Origin of the sequence: Crocinitomix catalasitica ATCC 23190, assembly GCF_000621625.1 — a bacterium.
Classification (GTDB): Bacteria; Bacteroidota; Bacteroidia; order Flavobacteriales_D; family Crocinitomicaceae; genus Crocinitomix; species Crocinitomix catalasitica.
Genome location: NZ_JHXV01000005.1, coordinates 91221 through 110090, shown reverse-complemented (window position 1 = coordinate 110090; position 18870 = coordinate 91221). Strand labels below are relative to the sequence as shown.

Annotated in this window: 16 protein-coding genes; 9 read left to right on the top strand and 7 right to left on the bottom strand. The window is 33.7% G+C overall.

Going from position 1 to position 18870, the window contains the following annotated elements; genetic code table 11:
- Positions 1 to 87: 87 nt before the first annotated feature.
- Both T367_RS21150 and T367_RS0102830 read left to right on the top strand, forming a co-directional pair.
- The gene (locus tag T367_RS21150; RefSeq protein WP_072032150.1) at positions 88 to 1665 is read left to right on the top strand and encodes a nucleoside recognition domain-containing protein; all 1578 of its coding nucleotides are present in this window, start codon (positions 88 to 90) and stop codon (positions 1663 to 1665) included.
- 1 nt (position 1666) lies between these two features.
- Positions 1667 to 2149, top strand: a complete 483-nt coding sequence (locus T367_RS0102830) for a hypothetical protein (RefSeq protein WP_027418494.1) — start codon at positions 1667 to 1669, stop codon at positions 2147 to 2149.
- Between the two features lie 5 nt (positions 2150 to 2154).
- Here the strand turns inward: T367_RS0102830 and T367_RS0102825 are convergent, their stop codons facing one another.
- The gene (locus tag T367_RS0102825) at positions 2155 to 2568 is read right to left on the bottom strand and encodes a hypothetical protein (protein ID WP_027418493.1); all 414 of its coding nucleotides are present in this window, start codon (positions 2566 to 2568) and stop codon (positions 2155 to 2157) included.
- A 169-nt stretch (positions 2569 to 2737) separates the two neighbouring features.
- Here T367_RS0102825 and T367_RS0102820 point away from each other — a divergent pair, with 169 nt between their 5' ends.
- The 5 genes from T367_RS0102820 (at position 2738) to gap (ending at position 7365) form a co-directional block, all read left to right on the top strand.
- On the top strand, positions 2738 to 4420 hold the full coding sequence (locus T367_RS0102820; protein ID WP_035842233.1) for a formate--tetrahydrofolate ligase: 1683 nt from the start codon (positions 2738 to 2740) through the stop codon (positions 4418 to 4420).
- Positions 4420 to 5223, top strand: a complete 804-nt coding sequence (gene fdhD, locus T367_RS0102815; protein ID WP_027418491.1) for a formate dehydrogenase accessory sulfurtransferase FdhD — start codon at positions 4420 to 4422, stop codon at positions 5221 to 5223. The genes T367_RS0102820 and fdhD overlap by 1 nt, the downstream gene beginning before the upstream one ends.
- A gap of 141 nt (positions 5224 to 5364) precedes the next feature.
- The gene (locus T367_RS0102810) at positions 5365 to 5580 is read left to right on the top strand and encodes a hypothetical protein (RefSeq protein ID WP_027418490.1); all 216 of its coding nucleotides are present in this window, start codon (positions 5365 to 5367) and stop codon (positions 5578 to 5580) included.
- 18 nt (positions 5581 to 5598) lie between these two features.
- The gene (locus T367_RS23595; protein ID WP_027418489.1) at positions 5599 to 6252 is read left to right on the top strand and encodes a hypothetical protein; all 654 of its coding nucleotides are present in this window, start codon (positions 5599 to 5601) and stop codon (positions 6250 to 6252) included.
- Positions 6253 to 6369: 117 nt separating this feature from the next.
- Complete coding sequence (gene gap / locus T367_RS0102800; RefSeq protein ID WP_027418488.1) at positions 6370 to 7365, top strand: type I glyceraldehyde-3-phosphate dehydrogenase; 996 nt, start codon at positions 6370 to 6372, stop codon at positions 7363 to 7365.
- On the opposite strand, the gene T367_RS0102795 is transcribed toward gap, so the two are convergent.
- Positions 7352 to 7945, bottom strand: a complete 594-nt coding sequence (locus T367_RS0102795; protein WP_027418487.1) for a methyltransferase domain-containing protein — start codon at positions 7943 to 7945, stop codon at positions 7352 to 7354. The genes gap and T367_RS0102795 overlap by 14 nt on opposite strands.
- Before the next feature lie 185 nt (positions 7946 to 8130).
- On the opposite strand from T367_RS0102795, the gene T367_RS0102790 reads away from it, so the two are divergent.
- Positions 8131 to 9195 carry a DUF6272 family protein gene (locus tag T367_RS0102790; RefSeq protein WP_157454103.1) on the top strand — a complete coding sequence of 355 codons (1065 nt, stop codon included), beginning with the start codon at positions 8131 to 8133 and terminating at the stop codon, positions 9193 to 9195.
- Here T367_RS0102790 and rlmD read toward each other — a convergent pair.
- Complete coding sequence (rlmD, locus tag T367_RS0102785; protein WP_316930844.1) at positions 9192 to 10619, bottom strand: 23S rRNA (uracil(1939)-C(5))-methyltransferase RlmD; 1428 nt, start codon at positions 10617 to 10619, stop codon at positions 9192 to 9194. The two genes, T367_RS0102790 and rlmD, sit on opposite strands and share 4 nt — an antisense overlap.
- Before the next feature lie 174 nt (positions 10620 to 10793).
- Between rlmD and T367_RS0102780 the strand changes: the two genes are divergently transcribed.
- Positions 10794 to 12707, top strand: coding sequence for a CocE/NonD family hydrolase (locus T367_RS0102780; RefSeq protein ID WP_027418484.1), 1914 nt, complete (start codon positions 10794 to 10796; stop codon positions 12705 to 12707).
- Here the strand turns inward: T367_RS0102780 and T367_RS0102775 are convergent.
- The 4 genes from T367_RS0102775 to T367_RS0102760 form a co-directional block, all read right to left on the bottom strand.
- Complete coding sequence (locus tag T367_RS0102775; protein ID WP_027418483.1) at positions 12697 to 13413, bottom strand: LytR/AlgR family response regulator transcription factor; 717 nt, start codon at positions 13411 to 13413, stop codon at positions 12697 to 12699. The genes T367_RS0102780 and T367_RS0102775 overlap by 11 nt on opposite strands.
- The gene (locus T367_RS0102770; protein WP_027418482.1) at positions 13410 to 14465 is read right to left on the bottom strand and encodes a sensor histidine kinase; all 1056 of its coding nucleotides are present in this window, start codon (positions 14463 to 14465) and stop codon (positions 13410 to 13412) included. Before T367_RS0102770 ends, T367_RS0102775 begins: the two co-directional genes overlap by 4 nt.
- Before the next feature lie 94 nt (positions 14466 to 14559).
- Positions 14560 to 15660 carry a redox-regulated ATPase YchF gene (gene ychF / locus T367_RS0102765; RefSeq protein ID WP_027418481.1) on the bottom strand — a complete coding sequence of 367 codons (1101 nt, stop codon included), beginning with the start codon at positions 15658 to 15660 and terminating at the stop codon, positions 14560 to 14562.
- Positions 15661 to 15793: 133 nt separating this feature from the next.
- The gene (locus T367_RS0102760; protein WP_027418480.1) at positions 15794 to 18862 is read right to left on the bottom strand and encodes a T9SS type B sorting domain-containing protein; all 3069 of its coding nucleotides are present in this window, start codon (positions 18860 to 18862) and stop codon (positions 15794 to 15796) included.
- Between the last annotated feature and the right edge of the window lie 8 nt (positions 18863 to 18870).

Here is an 18870-nt window from a genome sequence, read left to right as displayed (position 1 = left end):
TTTATTCAACAATTATTGCTCATAACTATTTAGTGTTAACCTCCCCTACTTCGAAATTGAATAGTAATTTAGTTTAAAAATTACAGTTTGGCTTTAAATTATATTTGGATAGGATTTTTTCTCATCGCCCTGATAGTAGCAATAATCAAGTCCCTTAATGGGAATTTTGATGTTTTTTCGGCGATTGTTAACAGCACATTCGATATGGCAGATACTGCCTTCGAGATTTCAATTGGATTAACGGGGGTGCTTTGTTTGTGGCTGGGAATAATGAAGATTGGCGAACGTGGCGGCGCCGTGAATATTCTCGCTAAACTAGTAGGGCCTTTTTTCAACAAACTATTTCCTGACGTGCCTGAAGATCATCCTGCAAGAGGTGCAATGCTCATGAATTTCTCAGCCAACATGCTTGGCTTAGATAATGCTGCCACTCCTATGGGATTGAAAGCGATGAATGATTTACAATCAATCAACAAAGAAAAAGATACTGCTTCAAACGCAATGATCATGTTTCTAGTTTTGAACACATCTGGTTTGACCTTGATTCCTGTCGCAGTAATGAATTATCGGAATCAACTTGGAGCAGAAGACCCTGCAGATGTATTTATTCCAATTCTAATTGCTACATTTTGTGCCTCTCTTATTGGATTGATTACTGTTTCTATTTATCAAAAGATTAATTTATTTGACAAAGTAATCCTTGCATATTTAGGAGGATTAACCTTATTTGTGATTGGCATTATTTGGTATTTTCAAAGTTTAACACCTGCTCAATTACAAAGTCAGTCAGCCTTTATCAGTAACCTCATTTTATTTGGATTGATTTGTACTTTCATTCTGCTCGCAGTCGTTAAAAAAGTAAATGTTTACGAAGCGTTTATAGATGGGGCTAAAGATGGTTTTGGTATCGCAATTAAGATAATCCCTTACTTGGTTGCTATATTAGTTTCAATAGGTGTCTTTCGTGCTTCAGGAGCAATGGATTACCTTATAGACGGCTTAAAATGGGTATTTGCACTATTCTTTTCAGATGTTCGTTTCGTAGATGGCTTACCTACTGCATTAATGAAACCCCTAAGCGGAACAGGTGCAAGAGGCATGATGCTAGAATCCTATACAAATTTTGGTGTGGACAGCTTTGTTGCAAAATTAACTTCGACATTACAAGGTGCGACGGATACTACATTCTACATTATTGCTGTATATTTCGGTTCGGTTGGCATCAGAAAAACAAGATATGCGGTAAAAGTTGGTTTATTAGCTGACTTTGCAGGGATTATAGCAGCAATTATAATAGCAACATTGTTTTTTGGGCATATTGATAAAACAGAACCTGTATCCACCTATGCTATCAGTCAATATTTCGGAACAGAATTAACAACTAACCCCAAAAATATTGAACAATTTTTAGCCGATGATATTGTTCTTTATGATCAAGCTCTTGATACAGTAAGTATTAATCAAAATGAAACAATAAATTATTTAATTAATCGTAACTTTATAGGGAATAGTGATGAGTTAATCTCGCTAAAAGAGGTTGTAAATGAAGACAATCCTGTTTATTTAATAAAATTCAAAAATCAAAATAATGAATTCAAGAAAACATTAAAATTGGTTTATAAAAAGGATAAAATTCAATCTATTCAATATCTAGGAAATTTTTAATATGTTCTCATTCTTTAAAAAAAATAAAAACAAGGTAATTGATAAGCCTGCCGCAGCTGTTAAATTAAAGTCTTTAAATTACCCACCTAAGATTTTAGTTGGCTGGGGTGAAGCTATATCAGGAAATACAGCTTTAAGGGACTGGTTTTTACAAAGTGATCAATACAAAGAATTAGGAATGAGTGTTCATGCTTTATTGCTTAAAGATGATGCAAGAGACTGGTTAATGGCAAATGGATATGCTCATTTAATGGCTATGATAAATGGTGTTGAAGGAAATATGGATGCTATTAGGTGGTTAGAAAAATCGAACTTTATTGTTTTAAAGCATGTTGCACTAGCTGGTGATGGTGATGAAAAAGCATTTGCTTGGTTACAAAGGAATGGTCATATCGAATTCGCTATGATTTCCCAAAAAATTATGACTTTAAAAGATCAAATAGAAGATAGTCATAACGACGTTCATACATTCGGTCGAGATTAGATTATTTATCTACGAACTAAAACATATTCGTAAAAAATAGTATCATCTCTCGTAAATTCGAGTGTTAACTCTTCTCCGATTTGCGAAAATTTCATAATTGTATCCAAAATCAATAAATCATCATAGAAAAACTCATTCAAATAGGCATCATTTATAAAAAGAATACTGTCGACATCTTTAATAAAATATCGTCCGTAACAATTTAAAGGCGCAGAACTGCTCACATCTGGAACAAGCGTAAAAGTATTGTTATCTTCGGATATAGCTAAATTTGCGACTCCTTGATATACAGTATCCTTTCCGTTATCTAATCTATAATAAACACCTCTAAAAATCCCGCTATCTAGTTCTAGATTCGTATTCTTATTACAACTGATAATTAAGCCTGATATTAGAATTAAATGGATGATTTTTTTCATTATAATATAATGTAATTTGTATTAAACTAAACGTAAAAATAATCGAATTGTTACACATATTTAGCTATTCTCTTCAATTATTCTAATCAGCAGACGAATAAAATAATCAATGGCTAAAATCTGAAGATAAAATTATTATCTTGTACCTTTAATAAACTAAAGAATAATTATGGCAAACAAAGTCCTTTCTGATATAGAAATTGCACAAGCTGCAACACTTCAACACATTAATAAAATTGCTAGTAAACTTCAAATTGATGAAGATGATATTGAATTATATGGTAGAAACAAGGCGAAACTTCCTATTCGATTGATTGATGAAGAAAAAATTAAGCGTAGTAATTTAATTTTAGTAACAGCACTAACTCCTACTCCGGCAGGTGAAGGGAAAACAACAACATCAATTGGTTTAACGGAAGGATTGAATAAAATCGGTAAAAAAACAACTGTTGTTTTGCGCGAACCTTCATTAGGGCCAGTATTTGGCATGAAAGGCGGTGCAGCTGGAGGAGGATATTCTCAAGTCGTTCCAATGGAAGATATTAACTTACATTTTACAGGTGACTTTTCTGCAATAGAAAAAGCGAACAACTTATTATCAGCCCTAATAGATAACAATATTCAAAGCAAGACTAAAAGTATAGGTATTGATCCTAGAACTATTGAATGGAAACGTGTAATGGATATGAATGACAGATCTCTTAGAGATATAGTTATTGGATTAGGAGGAACAGCTAATGGAATTCCAAGACAAGATGGCTTTAATATCACACCAGCTTCGGAAGTAATGGCTATTTTATGTATGGCTGAAAATTTTGAAGATTTAAAGAAAAGACTCGGTAATATTTATATCGGTTTAAATATGAACAAAGAACCTGTTTATGCTAAAGATCTGAAAGCTCAAGATGCCATGGCTATTCTATTGAAAGATGCTATTAATCCAAATTTAGTCCAAACTTTAGAAGGAAATCCAGCAATTATTCACGGTGGACCTTTCGCGAACATTGCACAAGGTACAAATACAATCCTAGCAACTAAAATGGGGCTAACATTAAGCGACTATGTTGTAACTGAAGCTGGGTTTGGAGCAGATTTAGGAGCAGAAAAATTTCTTGATATTAAATGTGTAAGTGGCGGTTTAAAACCTAAAGGTTTAGTACTTGTTGCAACTATTCGTGCGTTGCGTCATCATGGAGGCGCGTTAAAAGAAGAATATAATACTGCAAGTGTAAGTCGTGTTGAAAAAGGTTTTGAAAATTTAGCTAAACACATTGAAAACATGCAGAAATTCGGTTTAAATCCGGTTGTTGCAATCAATGCTTTCCCTACCGATACGGAGGAGGAGATTGAATTGATAAAAAAAATGTGTACAGCTAAAAATGTTAAAGCTGTTGTTGCAAAAGGATGGGCTGAAGGCGGTAATGGCATGACGGAATTAGCGCAAGCTGTAGTTGATGAAATTGATGCGAACACAAATAATTTTGTTCCATTATATGATTGGAATAAATCAATTAAAGAAAAAATTGAAATTATTGCAAAAGAAATTTACGGCGCTGACGGTGTTGATTATTCTAAAGAAGCTTTAACCGGATTGAATAAAATAGAAAAGTTAGGTTTAAATCATTTGCCTGTTTGTATGGCGAAGACTCAAAAATCTTTTTCTGATGACGATACTTTATTAGGTCGTCCAACAGGATTTAGAGTAACAGTTCGTGAATTCGAATTTGCTGCAGGTGCTGGTTTTATTATTCCTATATTAGGAAAAATGATGCGGATGCCTGGTTTACCAGCTACACCCGCTTCTGAGGGGATGACCATTGATAATGAAGGTCGTATTTCAGGTTTGTCATAATGACCGGGACACACACATATAATGCTATTAAAATTGAAAACGGGTCTGACACAAAAGTGTCGGACCCGTTGACCGTTGAACAGGCTTTAGAAATTAGCATTAATAATGAACCATTCACTGTGGTAATGCAAACCCCTGGAAATGAAGTTCAATTAGCTAGAGGTTTATTATTTGCTGAGGATGTCATTGCAAAGGATGTTGATTTAATCTTTGAAACAAGAGAAAATTCAGATAATGAAATAGATAAAGTAAATATTAATATATCACCTAAAGATTTAGGCGATGGTTACCAAAGTTCACGTAGTCTAATCTCAATGTCGTCATGCGGAATATGCGGCAAACGTTCTCTTGAAGACTTACAAATTGCAAATGGCTCCATTCAAAAGAATAACTTAACCTTTACTACTGAAGAATTGTTTACAATGCAATCAAAAATGGTTGAACTCCAAGAAAATTTCAAATTAACGGGAGGATGTCATGGTGTTGCAGGCTTTGATAAACATGGAAATTTATTAGCTATTAAAGAAGATATAGGTAGACACAACGCCTTCGACAAAGTTGTTGGACAATGCATAAATGATAAAAATATCTCTGACCTTAAAGTGATCATGTTCTCTGGAAGAATCTCATATGAAATAATCGCTAAGGCGTTTCGAGCTAAAACGCCTATATTAATGGCCGTATCAGCTCCCTCATCACTAGCTGTAGATTTCGCGAAAGAGTTCGGTATCACATTATTAGCTTTTGCACGTAAGAACAAAGTGACATGTTATGCAAACTGTGAACGCATAAAATTAAATTAGATCGTTCATTAACTTACACTCTAAGGAAAAAGGAAATTATAATCGAATTTAGGTTGGTTATCGAACTTTAAACACTTTCAATCGAGATTTTTAGCTAATTAAGTGAATTTAATATACATTTGGAAAAAATAAAACTAAAATATGAAAAGAATAATTCTTGGTGCGAGTATCGCTTTTACAATGTTCGCATGTGGATCAGCTGAAGAAACTGAGACACCAGTAGTAGAAACAGTTGATACTGAATCAGTTCAAGCTATCGAATCGGCAACAGATAAAGTTGAAGAAGGCTTAACAAATTTAGAAAATGATTTGAATGAAATGTCTGGTGATATTGATTCTCTTTTAAACGGTATTTAATTTTATAAAATTTAAAACATGAAAAAAGTAATATTAGGATTATTTGCACTAGGATTAATTAGCACAGCAACAGCTCAACTCACGACAAAGGTAGACCAAAATGGTACTGAGACTAAATCGAAGTTGATGAAAGAATCTAATACTGTTAATACTACAGTAACTAAAGGTGCTGAAGCAAAAAAGTCTGAACTAACTAAAGAGTCGAATAGAGTTGAAACGACTATTAAAAAAGAAGCTAAAACTGTAACTGCAACTATCGATAAAAAGGTAGATAATGCAAAGAAAGAAGTTAAAGCTAAAGCAGGAGCTGTTGAAGAAGAAGTTGTTGAAATTATTGAAGGACCTAAAAAAGCTATTTACGAGCAAAAAGTAAGAGGTGAAATGGGCGCTGAAAGAGCTGCTCAATCTGCTGCTGACGCAAAAACTACTGCAAGTAATGCAGCAAACAGAATTGCTAATTTAGAGACTGGTATCGCTGATAACCAAGCTAAAATTGATGCTGCAAGAGAAAAAGTTGCAAGTGCATTGGCTTCAAAAAAGATTACAAAAGCTGCTGCTGATGAAAAAACAGCTGCAATTGATCAAGCACAATCAAAAGTAGATGCTGCAAAAGCAAAATTAGAAGAGCAAAAAGGAAACTTAAGTTCTTTAAATGGGCTTTTGACTAAATAATTTTTAAAGATAATTAAGAAAAGGGTTGCCCAATGGCAGCCCTTTTTTTTTGTTCTAAATCAAGACTGTTTTTCTTTTAATAACTAACTTCAAAGTCTCATATTAAAAACAAAAAACATGGCGATTAGAATAGCAATAAATGGATTTGGTAGAATTGGTAGATACTTTCTAAGAATGGCTGCTGAAAACCCTGAAATTGAGGTTGTCGCTATTAACGATTTAAGTGATGCTGCTACCCTCGCCCACCTTTTTAAATACGATTCCGTTCATGGCAGGTTCAATGGCACTATCAAAAATGACTCAAATCATTTATATATAAATGATTCAAAAATTAGTATGATCAGTGAAAAGGATCCTGAAAGTTTACCTTGGGCAACATTAAAAATTGACGTAGTAATCGAGTCTACAGGTTTCTTTAGAATTTTTGAGGATGCTAATAAACACATTATAGCTGGAGCTAAAAAAGTAATCATTAGTGCACCACCAAATTCGAATGACATTAAATCTGTAGTTATGGGCGTTAATGAAAGTATTCTTGATGGTTCAGAAAAAATTATTTCTAATGCCTCTTGTACTACCAACTCAGCAGCGCCGTTAGTCAAAGTCATGAAAACATTAGGACAGATTGAAAGTTGCTATATTACAACTGTCCATTCTTACACTTCTGATCAGCGATTGCACGATGCACCACATAAGGACTTAAGAAGAGCTAGAGCAGCAGCAGAATCTATAGTTCCAACGACTACTGGAGCTGCAAAAGCTATTACAAAAATTTTTCCTGAATTAGATGGACATATGGGTGGGTGCGGAATTCGCGTTCCTGTTCCTGATGGTTCTTTAACCGACATGACTTTTATCATGGATCATGAGATTTCAGTCCAAGAAATTAATGAGGCCTTTAAAAAAGCTTCTACAAGCGATTTACAAGGGGTTTTAGACTACACTGAAGATCCTATTGTATCAGTTGATATCATTGGTTGTCCATTCTCTGCTACTTTTGATGCGCAGTTGACCAGTGTGGTTGGTAGAATGATTAAAGTTGTATCGTGGTATGACAATGAAGCTGGGTATTCAAATCGTTTGATAGACTTAGTCAAATTCATTCATGCCTAGCCGCATTTCTAAGGCGGATAAATAATTCACGTCCTTTTCTTGGAGGGATTGAATTATATGCTGTTTCAAGTTTCTCTATTTCAAAGATATCTTTGAAATGATTCGTATACTCTTCTGTACTGCCTCCAAATGGTGGACCATCTTTTAAGGGGAAGTCAAATAACAATCCAACTAACTTGCCGTCGACCTTTAGTAAATCTTTCATTTTATAGACATAACGACTTCGGAGCTCAGGATTTATTGCACAAAAAAATGTTTGCTCAATTATAAGATCAAAATCTTGCATCGTTAAATCAAAAAAATCTCCATTGATAATATGGTCAGAGGGAAAGTTGGGACATCTTTTTTTAAATGACTCCACTGCTATATCACTTATATCAATTACAAAAACATTTGAGAATCCAAGATTTAATAAATATTCGGCTTCATATGCATTTCCTGCCCCAGGGATTAATACTTTCACTGACTTATCAGCTAGCTGATCAAAATAGGATTTAAGCGGTTCTGAAATTTCACCAATATCCCACCCTATTTCATTTTTTAGCCAACGATCAGTCCAATATTTCACTTCAGATGCCATAAGGTAATTGTATTTTTATTTTTAAAACTATGAATAAATACTTAATTTGTAAACCTTAATTGATATAATTCGTATCATATAAATACATTAAGATTTGAAAACTAGACTACTATAATTAAATTAGATTTTAACAATAGATATTTTTATATTTGGTCTATTATTCAGTGCGCATTGTTACATAACAAATGAGGACGTATATACTAGAGGAAATTTTTAAACAAGACCGTTTTGTCATGCTTTACATGTCAGAATTTAATGATGACTTGACCGAAATTATTCTAGGAATTCAAAGCATTCGTTCGGATGAGAATAATAATATCAGAAAACGAATTTCATATTTAGCCACTGAGTCTTTTCAAAATGTCATTCGACACTCTTCTGAAATTAGTAAAAGTGAAGCGGAATCAAATCCCAGCTTTTTCCTGACAAGAAGTATTCAGAGCAATCATTTTATCGTTACTGCTAACCCTATTAAATTAGATGTAAAAAATAGGCTGAGTAGCAAGCTCGAATTAATACATAGCTTAAACAGAGAAGAACTTAGAGAGTATTATTTAAGTGTATTAAGTAACCAAGAGATTAGTCTAAAAGGAGGCGCAGGACTCGGATTAATCGAAATGTCCCGTAAATCAAAGAATCCAATTCAATATCATTTTGAAAAAATTAATGATTGGTATAGTTTCTTTTTACAATTAAAAATTGATAATCCTGTCGTTGAACAAGTGATTGATCTTTCTTTAACTGATGCAAGGAACTTGTATAAAATCTGTAAGAAAAAACAAATCTTATTCCTCTTAAAAGGAGACTTTTCATTATCAGCAATTGATGAAACTTTTAATTTAATCCGATCAAATATCGAAGAAGGGAATGGTATTTTACATTTTGATATTTACCAGTTTAACTTGATTGCTGATATGCTACATGTTTTAAATCATACGAGTAGTATTGTAAATGGAATTAAAGCTGGAATGCTTGTCATCGCAATTGAGAATGAAAGGTATGCTTTTAGTTCTTCTAATTATATTACGGAAGAAAAATACGATTGCATTGATAAGATATTCAAAAAGGCGAGTAGCATGAATATGCAAGAATTAAAAACATTCTACAAGGAATTACCAGATGACAAACGTAAAATATTCAGTATTGATCTATTGAACTTCTTTACTTTAGAAGAAGAATTAATCAGTTACACTGTTCACAAAGTAGCAAAAACAGATTTGTTATTCTTTACAATAAAAATTCTTTTTTAGTCTTTAATAAAAAGTGCCACCGCTTCAATATGACTTGTATGCGGGAATTGATCCACCAACGACAGTTTTTTAATTTTATACCCAAACGTTTCAAGTTCTTTAGCATCTCTAGCTTGAGTTGCTGGATTACAAGAGATATAAACGATTTGTTTAGCTCCTAACTTCATAATCTTAATTAACGTTTTTGGAGCAATACCAGCTCTAGGTGGATCAAGCATTATGGTATGAATAGTACCTTCATAATTAGGATACTCTATTAAAAACTTACCTACATCAGCTGCATAAAACTGAATATTACCTATCCCATTTCGGTCAGCGTTTCTCTTCGCATCAGCTATTGCTTCAGCAACTATATCTACTCCAATAATTTTGACGTTTTCTATTTGATTCGCTATGATTTGACCAATTGTTCCAGTACCACAGAATAAATCCATTACAACCTCACCACTTAAATCAAAATTTAGCTGAGCGTATTCAATTGCCTTTAGATAAAGTTTTTCTGCACTTTGAGGATTGGTTTGAAAGAAACTTTCCATACTGATTTCAAAATTCAATCCCAATAAACGTTCTAAGACAATTGGCTCACCATAAAGCAATCCATTCGATCCATTCTCTATTTTAGCTCTATCGGCTACATCATCATTAATCGTGTGCTGTAAACCAGCTAAACGATCTCCCAATAGGTCAACCATGAATTTTGTGAACTCCACCGTATCGAAATTCTCTATTCCTTGAGATGATGTCACCAAATTAATAAGCAATTTATTTAAATGGAATGATTTTCTTACAACTAAATGTCTGAAAAAACCAGTTTTTTGGGGAGGATGCCAAGCAGCTAATTTTGTTGCTTCTAAAAACAATCTAATTTCTTTTAACTGGGTTTCAAATTCTTCGTCAAATAACCCGTCAGGTCCATCTAAGTTTTCAACTTTCCACCAGGTACCTCTGGTTTTAAATCCTAATGCAAAAGCATCATCTAATTCTTCCCCTGTAACTAAATCTTTTCGAATAGATGAAAATGAATATTCCATCTTGTTTCTATAATTAAAGGTTTCTGGCGAACCTATATATGTATCGAAAATATCAAATACTTCTTTTATATTTCCAATCTTATCATATTGAATTAAGGTCGAATCCTTTTTGTATTCTTGCTGTTTACTTATTGGTAAAGTAATAAAAGGAGCTCCTGAAATCGGTTGATATGGCAAAGTTATTTCTTCAGAAGACTTTTCAAGTACCTCTAAAAGTTTACAAACCGCAAACCGCTTTTTCTTTTTATAAATCTTAGCCTTTACAGTTTGTCCAGGAATACCATTTTCAACAAACACTATAAATTGACCATCTTCTATATCAATCTTCGCCAACCCTCTTCCACCAAAGGCATAGTCAGTTAGCTTTACTTCTATTATTTCTCCTCTTTTCAAAATAAATATTTTTGCCAAATTTACTTATATTATTTTCTATTCTCTATTAGTTTCTTGTTTTCAAAGAAAAAAATTATGGCAATTCAATTTTCTCCTTTTTTTTGTCAGTAAAACGCAGCTTTCCTTATTATATTCACAGACTTTATAAAGATTATTCATTTTACAGGACTATTTATGCGTGTTTTTATTCGAATTTTCATCATACTAATTAGTTTCCTATTTACTTGTACTGACGATGATAAAGTCAAAACGAATGAGATAAATATAGGATTCACAAATAAAGATTACGAGAAACGAGAATTCTACATTACAATGCGTGATGGTGTACGTCTTTTTACTTCTATCTATGCACCAAAAGATAAAAATCAAAAATATCCAGTCATCTTAAAACGTACACCTTATGGCTGCACCCCTTATGGCATTGACACAATTCCAGCTGTAATCAATAAAAATGAAAATCTCGTTAAGTCTGGTTATATTTTTGTGCAACAAGATATCAGAGGTCGTTGGATGAGTGAAGACCATTTTGAAAACACAAAACCTCCCTACTCTTTATGGGATAAAGATAAAGTCGATGAATTAACAGATACTTGGGATACTTTTGAATGGTTGTTGGATAGCTTAGACAACTACAATGGAAGAGCTGGCATGATGGGAAATTCTTATTTAGGTTGGACTTCATTAGTTGGTGCTAGATGTAACCATCCTTCACTGAAAGCTGTCATTGCTATGGCTCCTGTTACTAATTTTTATTTTGAAGATTTCAATAGATATGGGTTATTTGCTTTAAACTATTTGCCTGTAATAAGTGTTTTTGGAACAGATAAAAACGAGCCAGTTGATACAGCATGGTGGGTTGACAAAAGTGAATTTTATGGAATAAATAAAGAAACTGGAATAACACCTGATTATTATGATTTTTTTCTCGACCGCTTAATACTTTCAAATTATACTGACATATTAGATAGTACTGATTTCTTCTGGAAATTCATTAAAGATCATCCAAATTATGATGAAGAAAGACAAAAACGTGATTGGATTCAATATTTAGATAAAATTGATTGTAATATCATGGTTGTCGGAGGCTGGAATGATGAACAAAATCTATATGGTATTCTAAATTCTTATAAAAAAATTGAAGCCTCGCCGAATAAGAAAAATACTAAATTTATAATGGGACCATGGTCTCATGGTCATCCAACAGCGCTTGATAGTGCTTATTATTTAGGAGATGTTTTTTACGGTTATAATTTATCAAAGAATTATTTATACAATGATGAATTTGCTTATTATGAACACCATCTAAAACAAGTTGGAAAAGATTTAGACTTTAAAGTTAAACTTTATGATACAGGTCTAAATAAGTGGTCTTATTTTGATGAATACCCTAAAACAATGGCATTGGATACTTTTTTCTTAGCGAACGAAAGACTTTTGAGAACAATTGCTGCAGACAATACGCTATCCTCAACTAAATTCATTTCAGATCCCTTTAGTCCAGTGCCATTTATTGAAGGTGATAAATTTTATCGTTTAGCCCCAAAAAGTTATTTCACGGCTGATCAACGATTCGTTTCCAAGAGACCTGATGTAATAAGTTTTGAAACAGAAATTTTAACGGAAGATTTAACTGTTTTAGGTGAAGTTTTAGCGGAATTAGCTTTTCAAACAAATAAAACTGATGCCGATATATATGTTAAAATAATAGATGTTTATCCAATGGATAGAGAAGGTCTAACTACTGACCCAGAAGGCGTCAAAATGAATGGTTACCAGCAATTAGTTCGATGCGGTTACATAAGGGGTAGATATCGCGATAGTTTTGAAACACCGACACCAATTGTGGCAAATACGAAAACCGCAGTTAACGTTCCGCTATTAGATATATACCATACTTTCAAGAAAGGACATAAAGTAATGATCCAGATTCAAAGTACTATGTTTCCCCTATTCGACTTAAATCCACAAAATTATATTGAAGATATTTATAATGCTAAACGCAGTGATTTTACAAAAGCAGAGCATCAAATATTTAGTGATAGCCGAATCATTCTACCAGTAGTATCATCAACTGGAATTAAAGACTGAATTGGTCCTTAAATTTAATTGTTTGTCTTCTAGATATTTCAATTTTAGTACCACAAGACATTTCAATCTGCAAACCTCCATTGAACCAATTTTCAATATTTACGAGGTGATTTAAATTCACCATGAATTTTCTATTTGCTCGAAAGAATAAATGAGGATCGGTACGTTCTTCAAGACTATTTAACGATCGAAGGATTAATGGTCGATACTTATCGAAATGTACTTTAACGTAGTTACCTTCTGATTCGAAGTAACGAATTTCATTTAATTTGATAAACCAAACATTGTCACCATCCTTAATCAATACTTTGTCTTCTCCTCCTAATCTTGAGGCGTCAGAGACAGATTTAGGCATTTGATTCTCCTCCAATAGCTTTTCATAGACATCGTCCAGTCTATTGTTATCAATGGGCTTCATTAGATAATCAAAGGCATTTAACTCAAAAGCTTTGGTTGCAAACTCATCAAAAGCAGTAACGAATATAGTTCGTGGTGGATTTTGCAAGCTTTCTAATAATTTAAGTCCATTTTCTCCAGGCATATTAATATCCATAAAAACCAAATCAGGACTGTGTAATTGAATGGCCTCTCTCGCTTCAATTGCATTTTTACATTCCGCAATAACCTCAATCTCTTTATACTTACTTAATAAAGACTTTAATTCTTCTCTTGCAAGCCTCTCATCATCGACAATTATTGTTTTCATGTATATTTTATTTTAATTGTAGCTACTACTGTCCCTTCAATTTCTCTGATTTCAAAATTGGCGCGATTGGCATATATTATTCCCAATCTTTTTATTGTATTCTCAATTCCTATGCCTTTTTCTTTCCCAGGTATAAATTGGCCAGTATTCGTAACAACTAACTCCAATGTATTATTCGTTAATTTCGTACAAATACTAATAATACCGCCATAAACTTCCTTTGAAACACCATGCTTTACACCATTTTCAACGATTGTTTGGAGCATTAACGGCGGAATTTCGCAATCCGTCGCCTTTTCATCTAAATCATATTTTATCTCTAAACGTTCTTCGAACCTAATTTTTTCAAGATCTAAATAGATATTAACCAATTTCAATTCATCGCTCAAAGTGATCATTTTTTGGCGACCAAGGTTTATTGATTGTCTTAATAACTCAGATAAATGCGTGATTGATAATTTGGCTTGAGCAGGATCAATTCCAACAAGTGCTCGAATAGAATTTAATGCGTTAAATAAAAAATGAGGATTTAATTGTGCTCTTAAATTCTTCAGTTCAATTTCATTTTTTGAAGCTTGCCATTTTAAATTAAGAATTTCTTGTTCTCTTGATTTTTCTGTAATGGCAAAAACAAAATAAAACCCACACCATAATAAGAATAGAATGATCGATCGAGAAACCCCCAGAAGAAAATCTCCCCAATTAAAAAAATCTGAATTTATATCACTTAGAACGTAAAAGTCGACCACCAAGAAGTCAATAGTAATTAGGTATTGAAAAAACTCGAGCAATGTGCCGCTCAAAACGCATAACAATAGTGTCGACCAAATTTGGTGGATCAATGGTTTAGTGAGAAGACTGTGTCTAACAATAAAAAACCGAATTCCGTGTGACAGTATTATAGAAGCAATAATCGATGCGAAACCAAAAAGGTAGAGATTAGCTGTTGAAGAAAAGTTTCCAGATGTTACTAAGAAAAGTATGGAGAATAAAAAGTAAGCCCCCCACCCTGCGACTTGTACAATCCAATATAAAACCTTTTTTCTTGCCATTGAATAAAGCTACTCAAAATTAAGAAGTATGGCATCAAAATTATTTTGATGGCACAGGAATGCGGATTAGCGTTAAAATTTAATTTTAAAAGGCTTATACATTAAATCTAAAATGCATTATATCGCCATCTTCTACGACATAAGCCTTACCTTCCACTTTCATTTTTCCAGCTTCTTTCACGGCGTTTTCAGAACGAAGCTCTATAAAATCACCATATTTCATTACTTCTGCTCTAATAAATCCTTTTTCAAAATCAGTATGAATTACGCCTGCTGCTTGAGGTGCTGTAGCACCAATTGGAATAGTCCAAGCCCTAACTTCTTTTACACCTGCGGTGAAGTATGTTTGAAGATTAAGTAATTTATAAGCTGAACGAATTAATCTATTCACACCTGCCTCTTCCAAACCTAATTCTTCTAAAAACATTTCACGTTCTTCAAAAGAATCAAATTCTGCAATATCCGATTCAATTTTAGTACCAATCACTAAAACTTCAGCTTTTTCACTTGCAACTGCTTCTCTTACTTTTTCAACGTAGGCATTCCCATTCTTAGCAGAACCTTCATCTACATTACATAAATACAAAACAGGCTTTATCGTTAATAATTGCATTTCACTTGCAACTTTTTCTTCTGATTCATTTGTAATTTCTACTGTTCTTGCTGATTGACCAGCCTCTAAAGCAGCTTTTAACTTTAAACAAAAGTCATATTGTCTACCAATTTCTTTATCACCTGATTTTGCAGTTCTATGTAAGGCCTTAATTTTGCTTTCAACTGTTTCTAAATCTTTTAATTGTAATTCAAAATCAATGACCTCTTTATCACGGATTGGATCGACTGAGCCATCAACGTGGACAATATTGTCATCATCAAAACATCTCAATACATGAATAATAGCATCAGTCTCACGAATATTCGCAAGGAATTTATTTCCTAGCCCCTCTCCTTTGTGAGCGCCTTTAACTAAACCTGCAATATCAACAATCTCAATAATCGTTGGTTGAACTTTTTCGGGCTTTACAATCTCCTCTAATTCAGCAAGTCGATTATCTGGAACAGTAATCACACCTACATTCGGTTCTATAGTACAAAAAGGGAAATTTGCCGCTTGCGCTTTAGCATTCGACAAACAATTAAATAACGTTGATTTTCCAACATTAGGTAATCCAACAATTCCACATTTTAAAGCCATGATATATATTTTGCAGCAAAGATAATTTCTTTATTAGAATTGTCTAATAGTTATGCGGAAAAAAAGTGTTTAAAAACAGAAAAGGCACATCTTTCGATATACCTTTTCTGCTATTTAAATATTTTATTGGTTTTTATTTAGGTCCGTCTACTAAAGTAATTGTTCCTTGACCTATTTCTTCTTTTCCATTGGTATAAAGAATCTCGTAATTGTAAAAGTAAACACCATCAGAACAGAATGCACCACTTTTTGTTGTTCCATCCCAAGCATCATTTATCGATGCAAATTCAAACATTTCTATTCCCCAACGGTCAACAATCACACATTTGAAAGTTTCAACAGCTTGCGCTCTATATTCGAAGGTAAATTTATCATTTACGTTATCGCCATTTGGAGAGAATATATTAACATTTTCAAAATCTGGTTCAGCATGCACAGTGATAATCTTACACAATGTATCTGTACAACCGTTTTTATTAATTGCAACTAAACATACTTCGAATTTATTTTCTCCGGAATAAGAGGTATCGAAAGTCTCGAAAAAGTCTTCACTTAAAACCCAGTTTGTATTATCATGATCAAAATTCCAGAAGAAAGTTGTATCAGCAAATGGATTTAAAGGATTAGCAAAATTTTCAGATGTATTCACAAAATGGGCATTTAATACTTCTGTACCTTCATGAGGTGCGTAGAACTCGTCTGAAGTAATCGTAAAGTTAGCTCTAGGATTTAACGAATCAACCTGAATTGTATCTGTTAAAGTACAACCTACATTATCCGTTACTACTATTTGATAAGCTCCAGGATTTAAACCACCCCATGTTGAATTATCACGTGTATCTCCTGTAGCTAAATTAGTCCATAAATAACCGTAATCAGCTACCCCACCTGTTGCTGCAACTTCAGTTTGACCATTACCATTTTGGTAATTAAACTTTCTACAATAAGCCGGTTCAGCACTAAATTCAACCAATACAATTGGATCGTTCTCAGTAATCGTTACATCATATTGTACATCACAAAACTCATCTTGAATAATAATCAAATACGTTCCAGCAGATAAGCCAGAAGCTAAGTTAATATCTGAAGTTGGATTAGGCACCACACCTTTTAAATCCCAGAAATAACTAACTCTACCAGCAGCATTATAAACTTCATCAACAATTATAGCTCCAGTGCTTTCACCAAAACATAAAACATCTTTCACCGTTATATCAGCATGTAACGAATCAGGCTGACCTAAATCAATTCTAATTGAATCAACACAACCTTTAGTATCTCTAACATAACCCCAATAAGTACCAGCACCAATTGTATTCAGCACATCAGTTGTTACTTCTGGAAAATCTCTCCAATAAAAATCATAACCTGGAGTTCCACCTGAAACAGCCAAATCAATTGATCCATCAGAGTAACCATAACAATTAGGTTCATTCAAAGTATTCACAGATAAAACCAATTCATTAGGTGTTAAAATTTCAATTGGTACCGTAACTATACAACCATATTCGTCTTCAAAAGTAACCAACCAAATTCCAGGCATCATTCCAGTTCTTGAAGTATTAGTTTCATCACCAGGAAAATTTGCTCCAGTTGGATCAGTCCAAATAATACGTGTAATGTCGCCATCTCGCACATCAAATTCATCAACTGGTATACCTGAAACTTCAGCAGTTCCATCATTATCATCAAAACATGTAATGTTTGTTGTAGAAATAATCTCCGTATCTATATAGTGACCGGCAGATGTAATTGTCACAACCGAATCCGTTACACAACCTTCAGCATCTACTGCGATTATTAATATCGCTGCTCCTGCTGGCCCATCAATATCAGCATTTCTTCCTGGATTTGGAGTTCCATTTAATATAACACCATAAGGAGCGCCATTTCCAGAGCCATCCATAATTGTTACATCAACATTTCCAACAGACGCATCTGGACATGAAAGTGCAGGTGTAATAACTATTGGTCGAATCACTGGTGCACGGAAAACATAAGTAAATGTATTTTCACATCCTTCTTCATCAGTAACAGTGAAGCTACAAGCATCTCCATTTTCTAAACCTGAAATAGTAACTGTGCCTCCATTCGCAACATCATCCGATAATAAAATACCGTCACCAGTACTAAAAACAGAATAAGATCCGAAACCACCATTCATATTAAAATCGACAGCGTTTCCTAAAACACCACCACAATTAATTACAGGGTCAGCTTCAATTGGACAAGCGTAATTAACAATAATAGGCTCGCCTAATTCATAACAACCATTACCATCTTTATCCCAAGTTACACTTCCATTATCATTAGCTCCGCCGTCACCTATACCGTCATCACCAGTAACAGGAACTAAATAATAAGTTCCACATCCTAAAGCATTCACTATCGGACTATCGTCATCATTAATATCCATCAAATCCTGAGAAGGTATAATTATTCCAGCATAACCAGCATCAGCAAAAGGGTTATCACCAAGTGGAGGAGCCGTATAAACCAACCACATCAATTGAGCAGTATATATCCCATCACCGATTGGCGAAGGAATCGTATCTCTTGGTAATCTATAATCTTCGTTCGATAAAATTTCAAATTCATCACCTTCACAAAGATTGATTGGTCCTTCAGTTGGAATTGCAATTCCGTTTTTCTTTAAATTAAAAGTACCTGTACTCACAACACACTCAACAACAATTCCACAATTTGTGCCACCTAAACCATCAGTCTGAGCTAAAGTTACTTCTTGCACAACTCTCGCATAATTGGTAATTAATAAGATATATACTTCACCAACTGCTGCACCTACAATTTCTGGTGTCTCATAGGCTGCTGCTGAATAACTGCAATCGACAATAGGAGAATCTCCATCACCTAAAGAACCACAATTAGATCTGGCATCAGCCAAATTGTCAAATGGTCCCCATATAATAAAATCAATATCAGAACCTGCGTATAATTCCATTATAATATCGCCAGCATCTGAAACCTCTAAATAATACCAACTTGGATTAGGCTGAGTTGCTAAACAACCGTAATCATTTCCGGGTTCCGATTCAGCTCCAACTCCAGCAGTAAAAGTAGCGCCTTCATCAGTACAAATTGGTTCCATTTCATCACAGGTATCTCCCTGTGCAAAAATTGCACCGCTAGTTATAAAAACAAGCAAGAACAAAGTGTATTTAAATATTCTATTAAAAATCATATAATTCG

Excerpts from the sequence above, each read along its gene's own strand:
- T367_RS0102830 (WP_027418494.1), top strand. The coding sequence starts at position 1,667 with ATGTTCTCATTCTTTAAAAAAAATAAAAACAAGGTAATTGATAAGCCT.
- T367_RS0102825 (WP_027418493.1), bottom strand. The coding sequence starts at position 2,568 with ATGAAAAAAATCATCCATTTAATTCTAATATCAGGCTTAATTATCAGT.
- T367_RS0102820 (WP_035842233.1), top strand. The coding sequence starts at position 2,738 with ATGGCAAACAAAGTCCTTTCTGATATAGAAATTGCACAAGCTGCAACA.
- fdhD (WP_027418491.1), top strand. The coding sequence starts at position 4,420 with ATGACCGGGACACACACATATAATGCTATTAAAATTGAAAACGGGTCT.
- T367_RS0102810 (WP_027418490.1), top strand. The coding sequence starts at position 5,365 with ATGAAAAGAATAATTCTTGGTGCGAGTATCGCTTTTACAATGTTCGCA.
- T367_RS23595 (WP_027418489.1), top strand. The coding sequence starts at position 5,599 with ATGAAAAAAGTAATATTAGGATTATTTGCACTAGGATTAATTAGCACA.
- gap (WP_027418488.1), top strand. The coding sequence starts at position 6,370 with ATGGCGATTAGAATAGCAATAAATGGATTTGGTAGAATTGGTAGATAC.
- T367_RS0102795 (WP_027418487.1), bottom strand. The coding sequence starts at position 7,945 with ATGGCATCTGAAGTGAAATATTGGACTGATCGTTGGCTAAAAAATGAA.
- T367_RS0102790 (WP_157454103.1), top strand. The coding sequence starts at position 8,131 with ATGAGGACGTATATACTAGAGGAAATTTTTAAACAAGACCGTTTTGTC.
- T367_RS0102780 (WP_027418484.1), top strand. The coding sequence starts at position 10,794 with ATGCGTGTTTTTATTCGAATTTTCATCATACTAATTAGTTTCCTATTT.
- T367_RS0102775 (WP_027418483.1), bottom strand. The coding sequence starts at position 13,413 with ATGAAAACAATAATTGTCGATGATGAGAGGCTTGCAAGAGAAGAATTA.
- T367_RS0102770 (WP_027418482.1), bottom strand. The coding sequence starts at position 14,465 with ATGGCAAGAAAAAAGGTTTTATATTGGATTGTACAAGTCGCAGGGTGG.
- ychF (WP_027418481.1), bottom strand. The coding sequence starts at position 15,660 with ATGGCTTTAAAATGTGGAATTGTTGGATTACCTAATGTTGGAAAATCA.
- T367_RS0102760 (WP_027418480.1), bottom strand. The coding sequence starts at position 18,862 with ATGATTTTTAATAGAATATTTAAATACACTTTGTTCTTGCTTGTTTTT.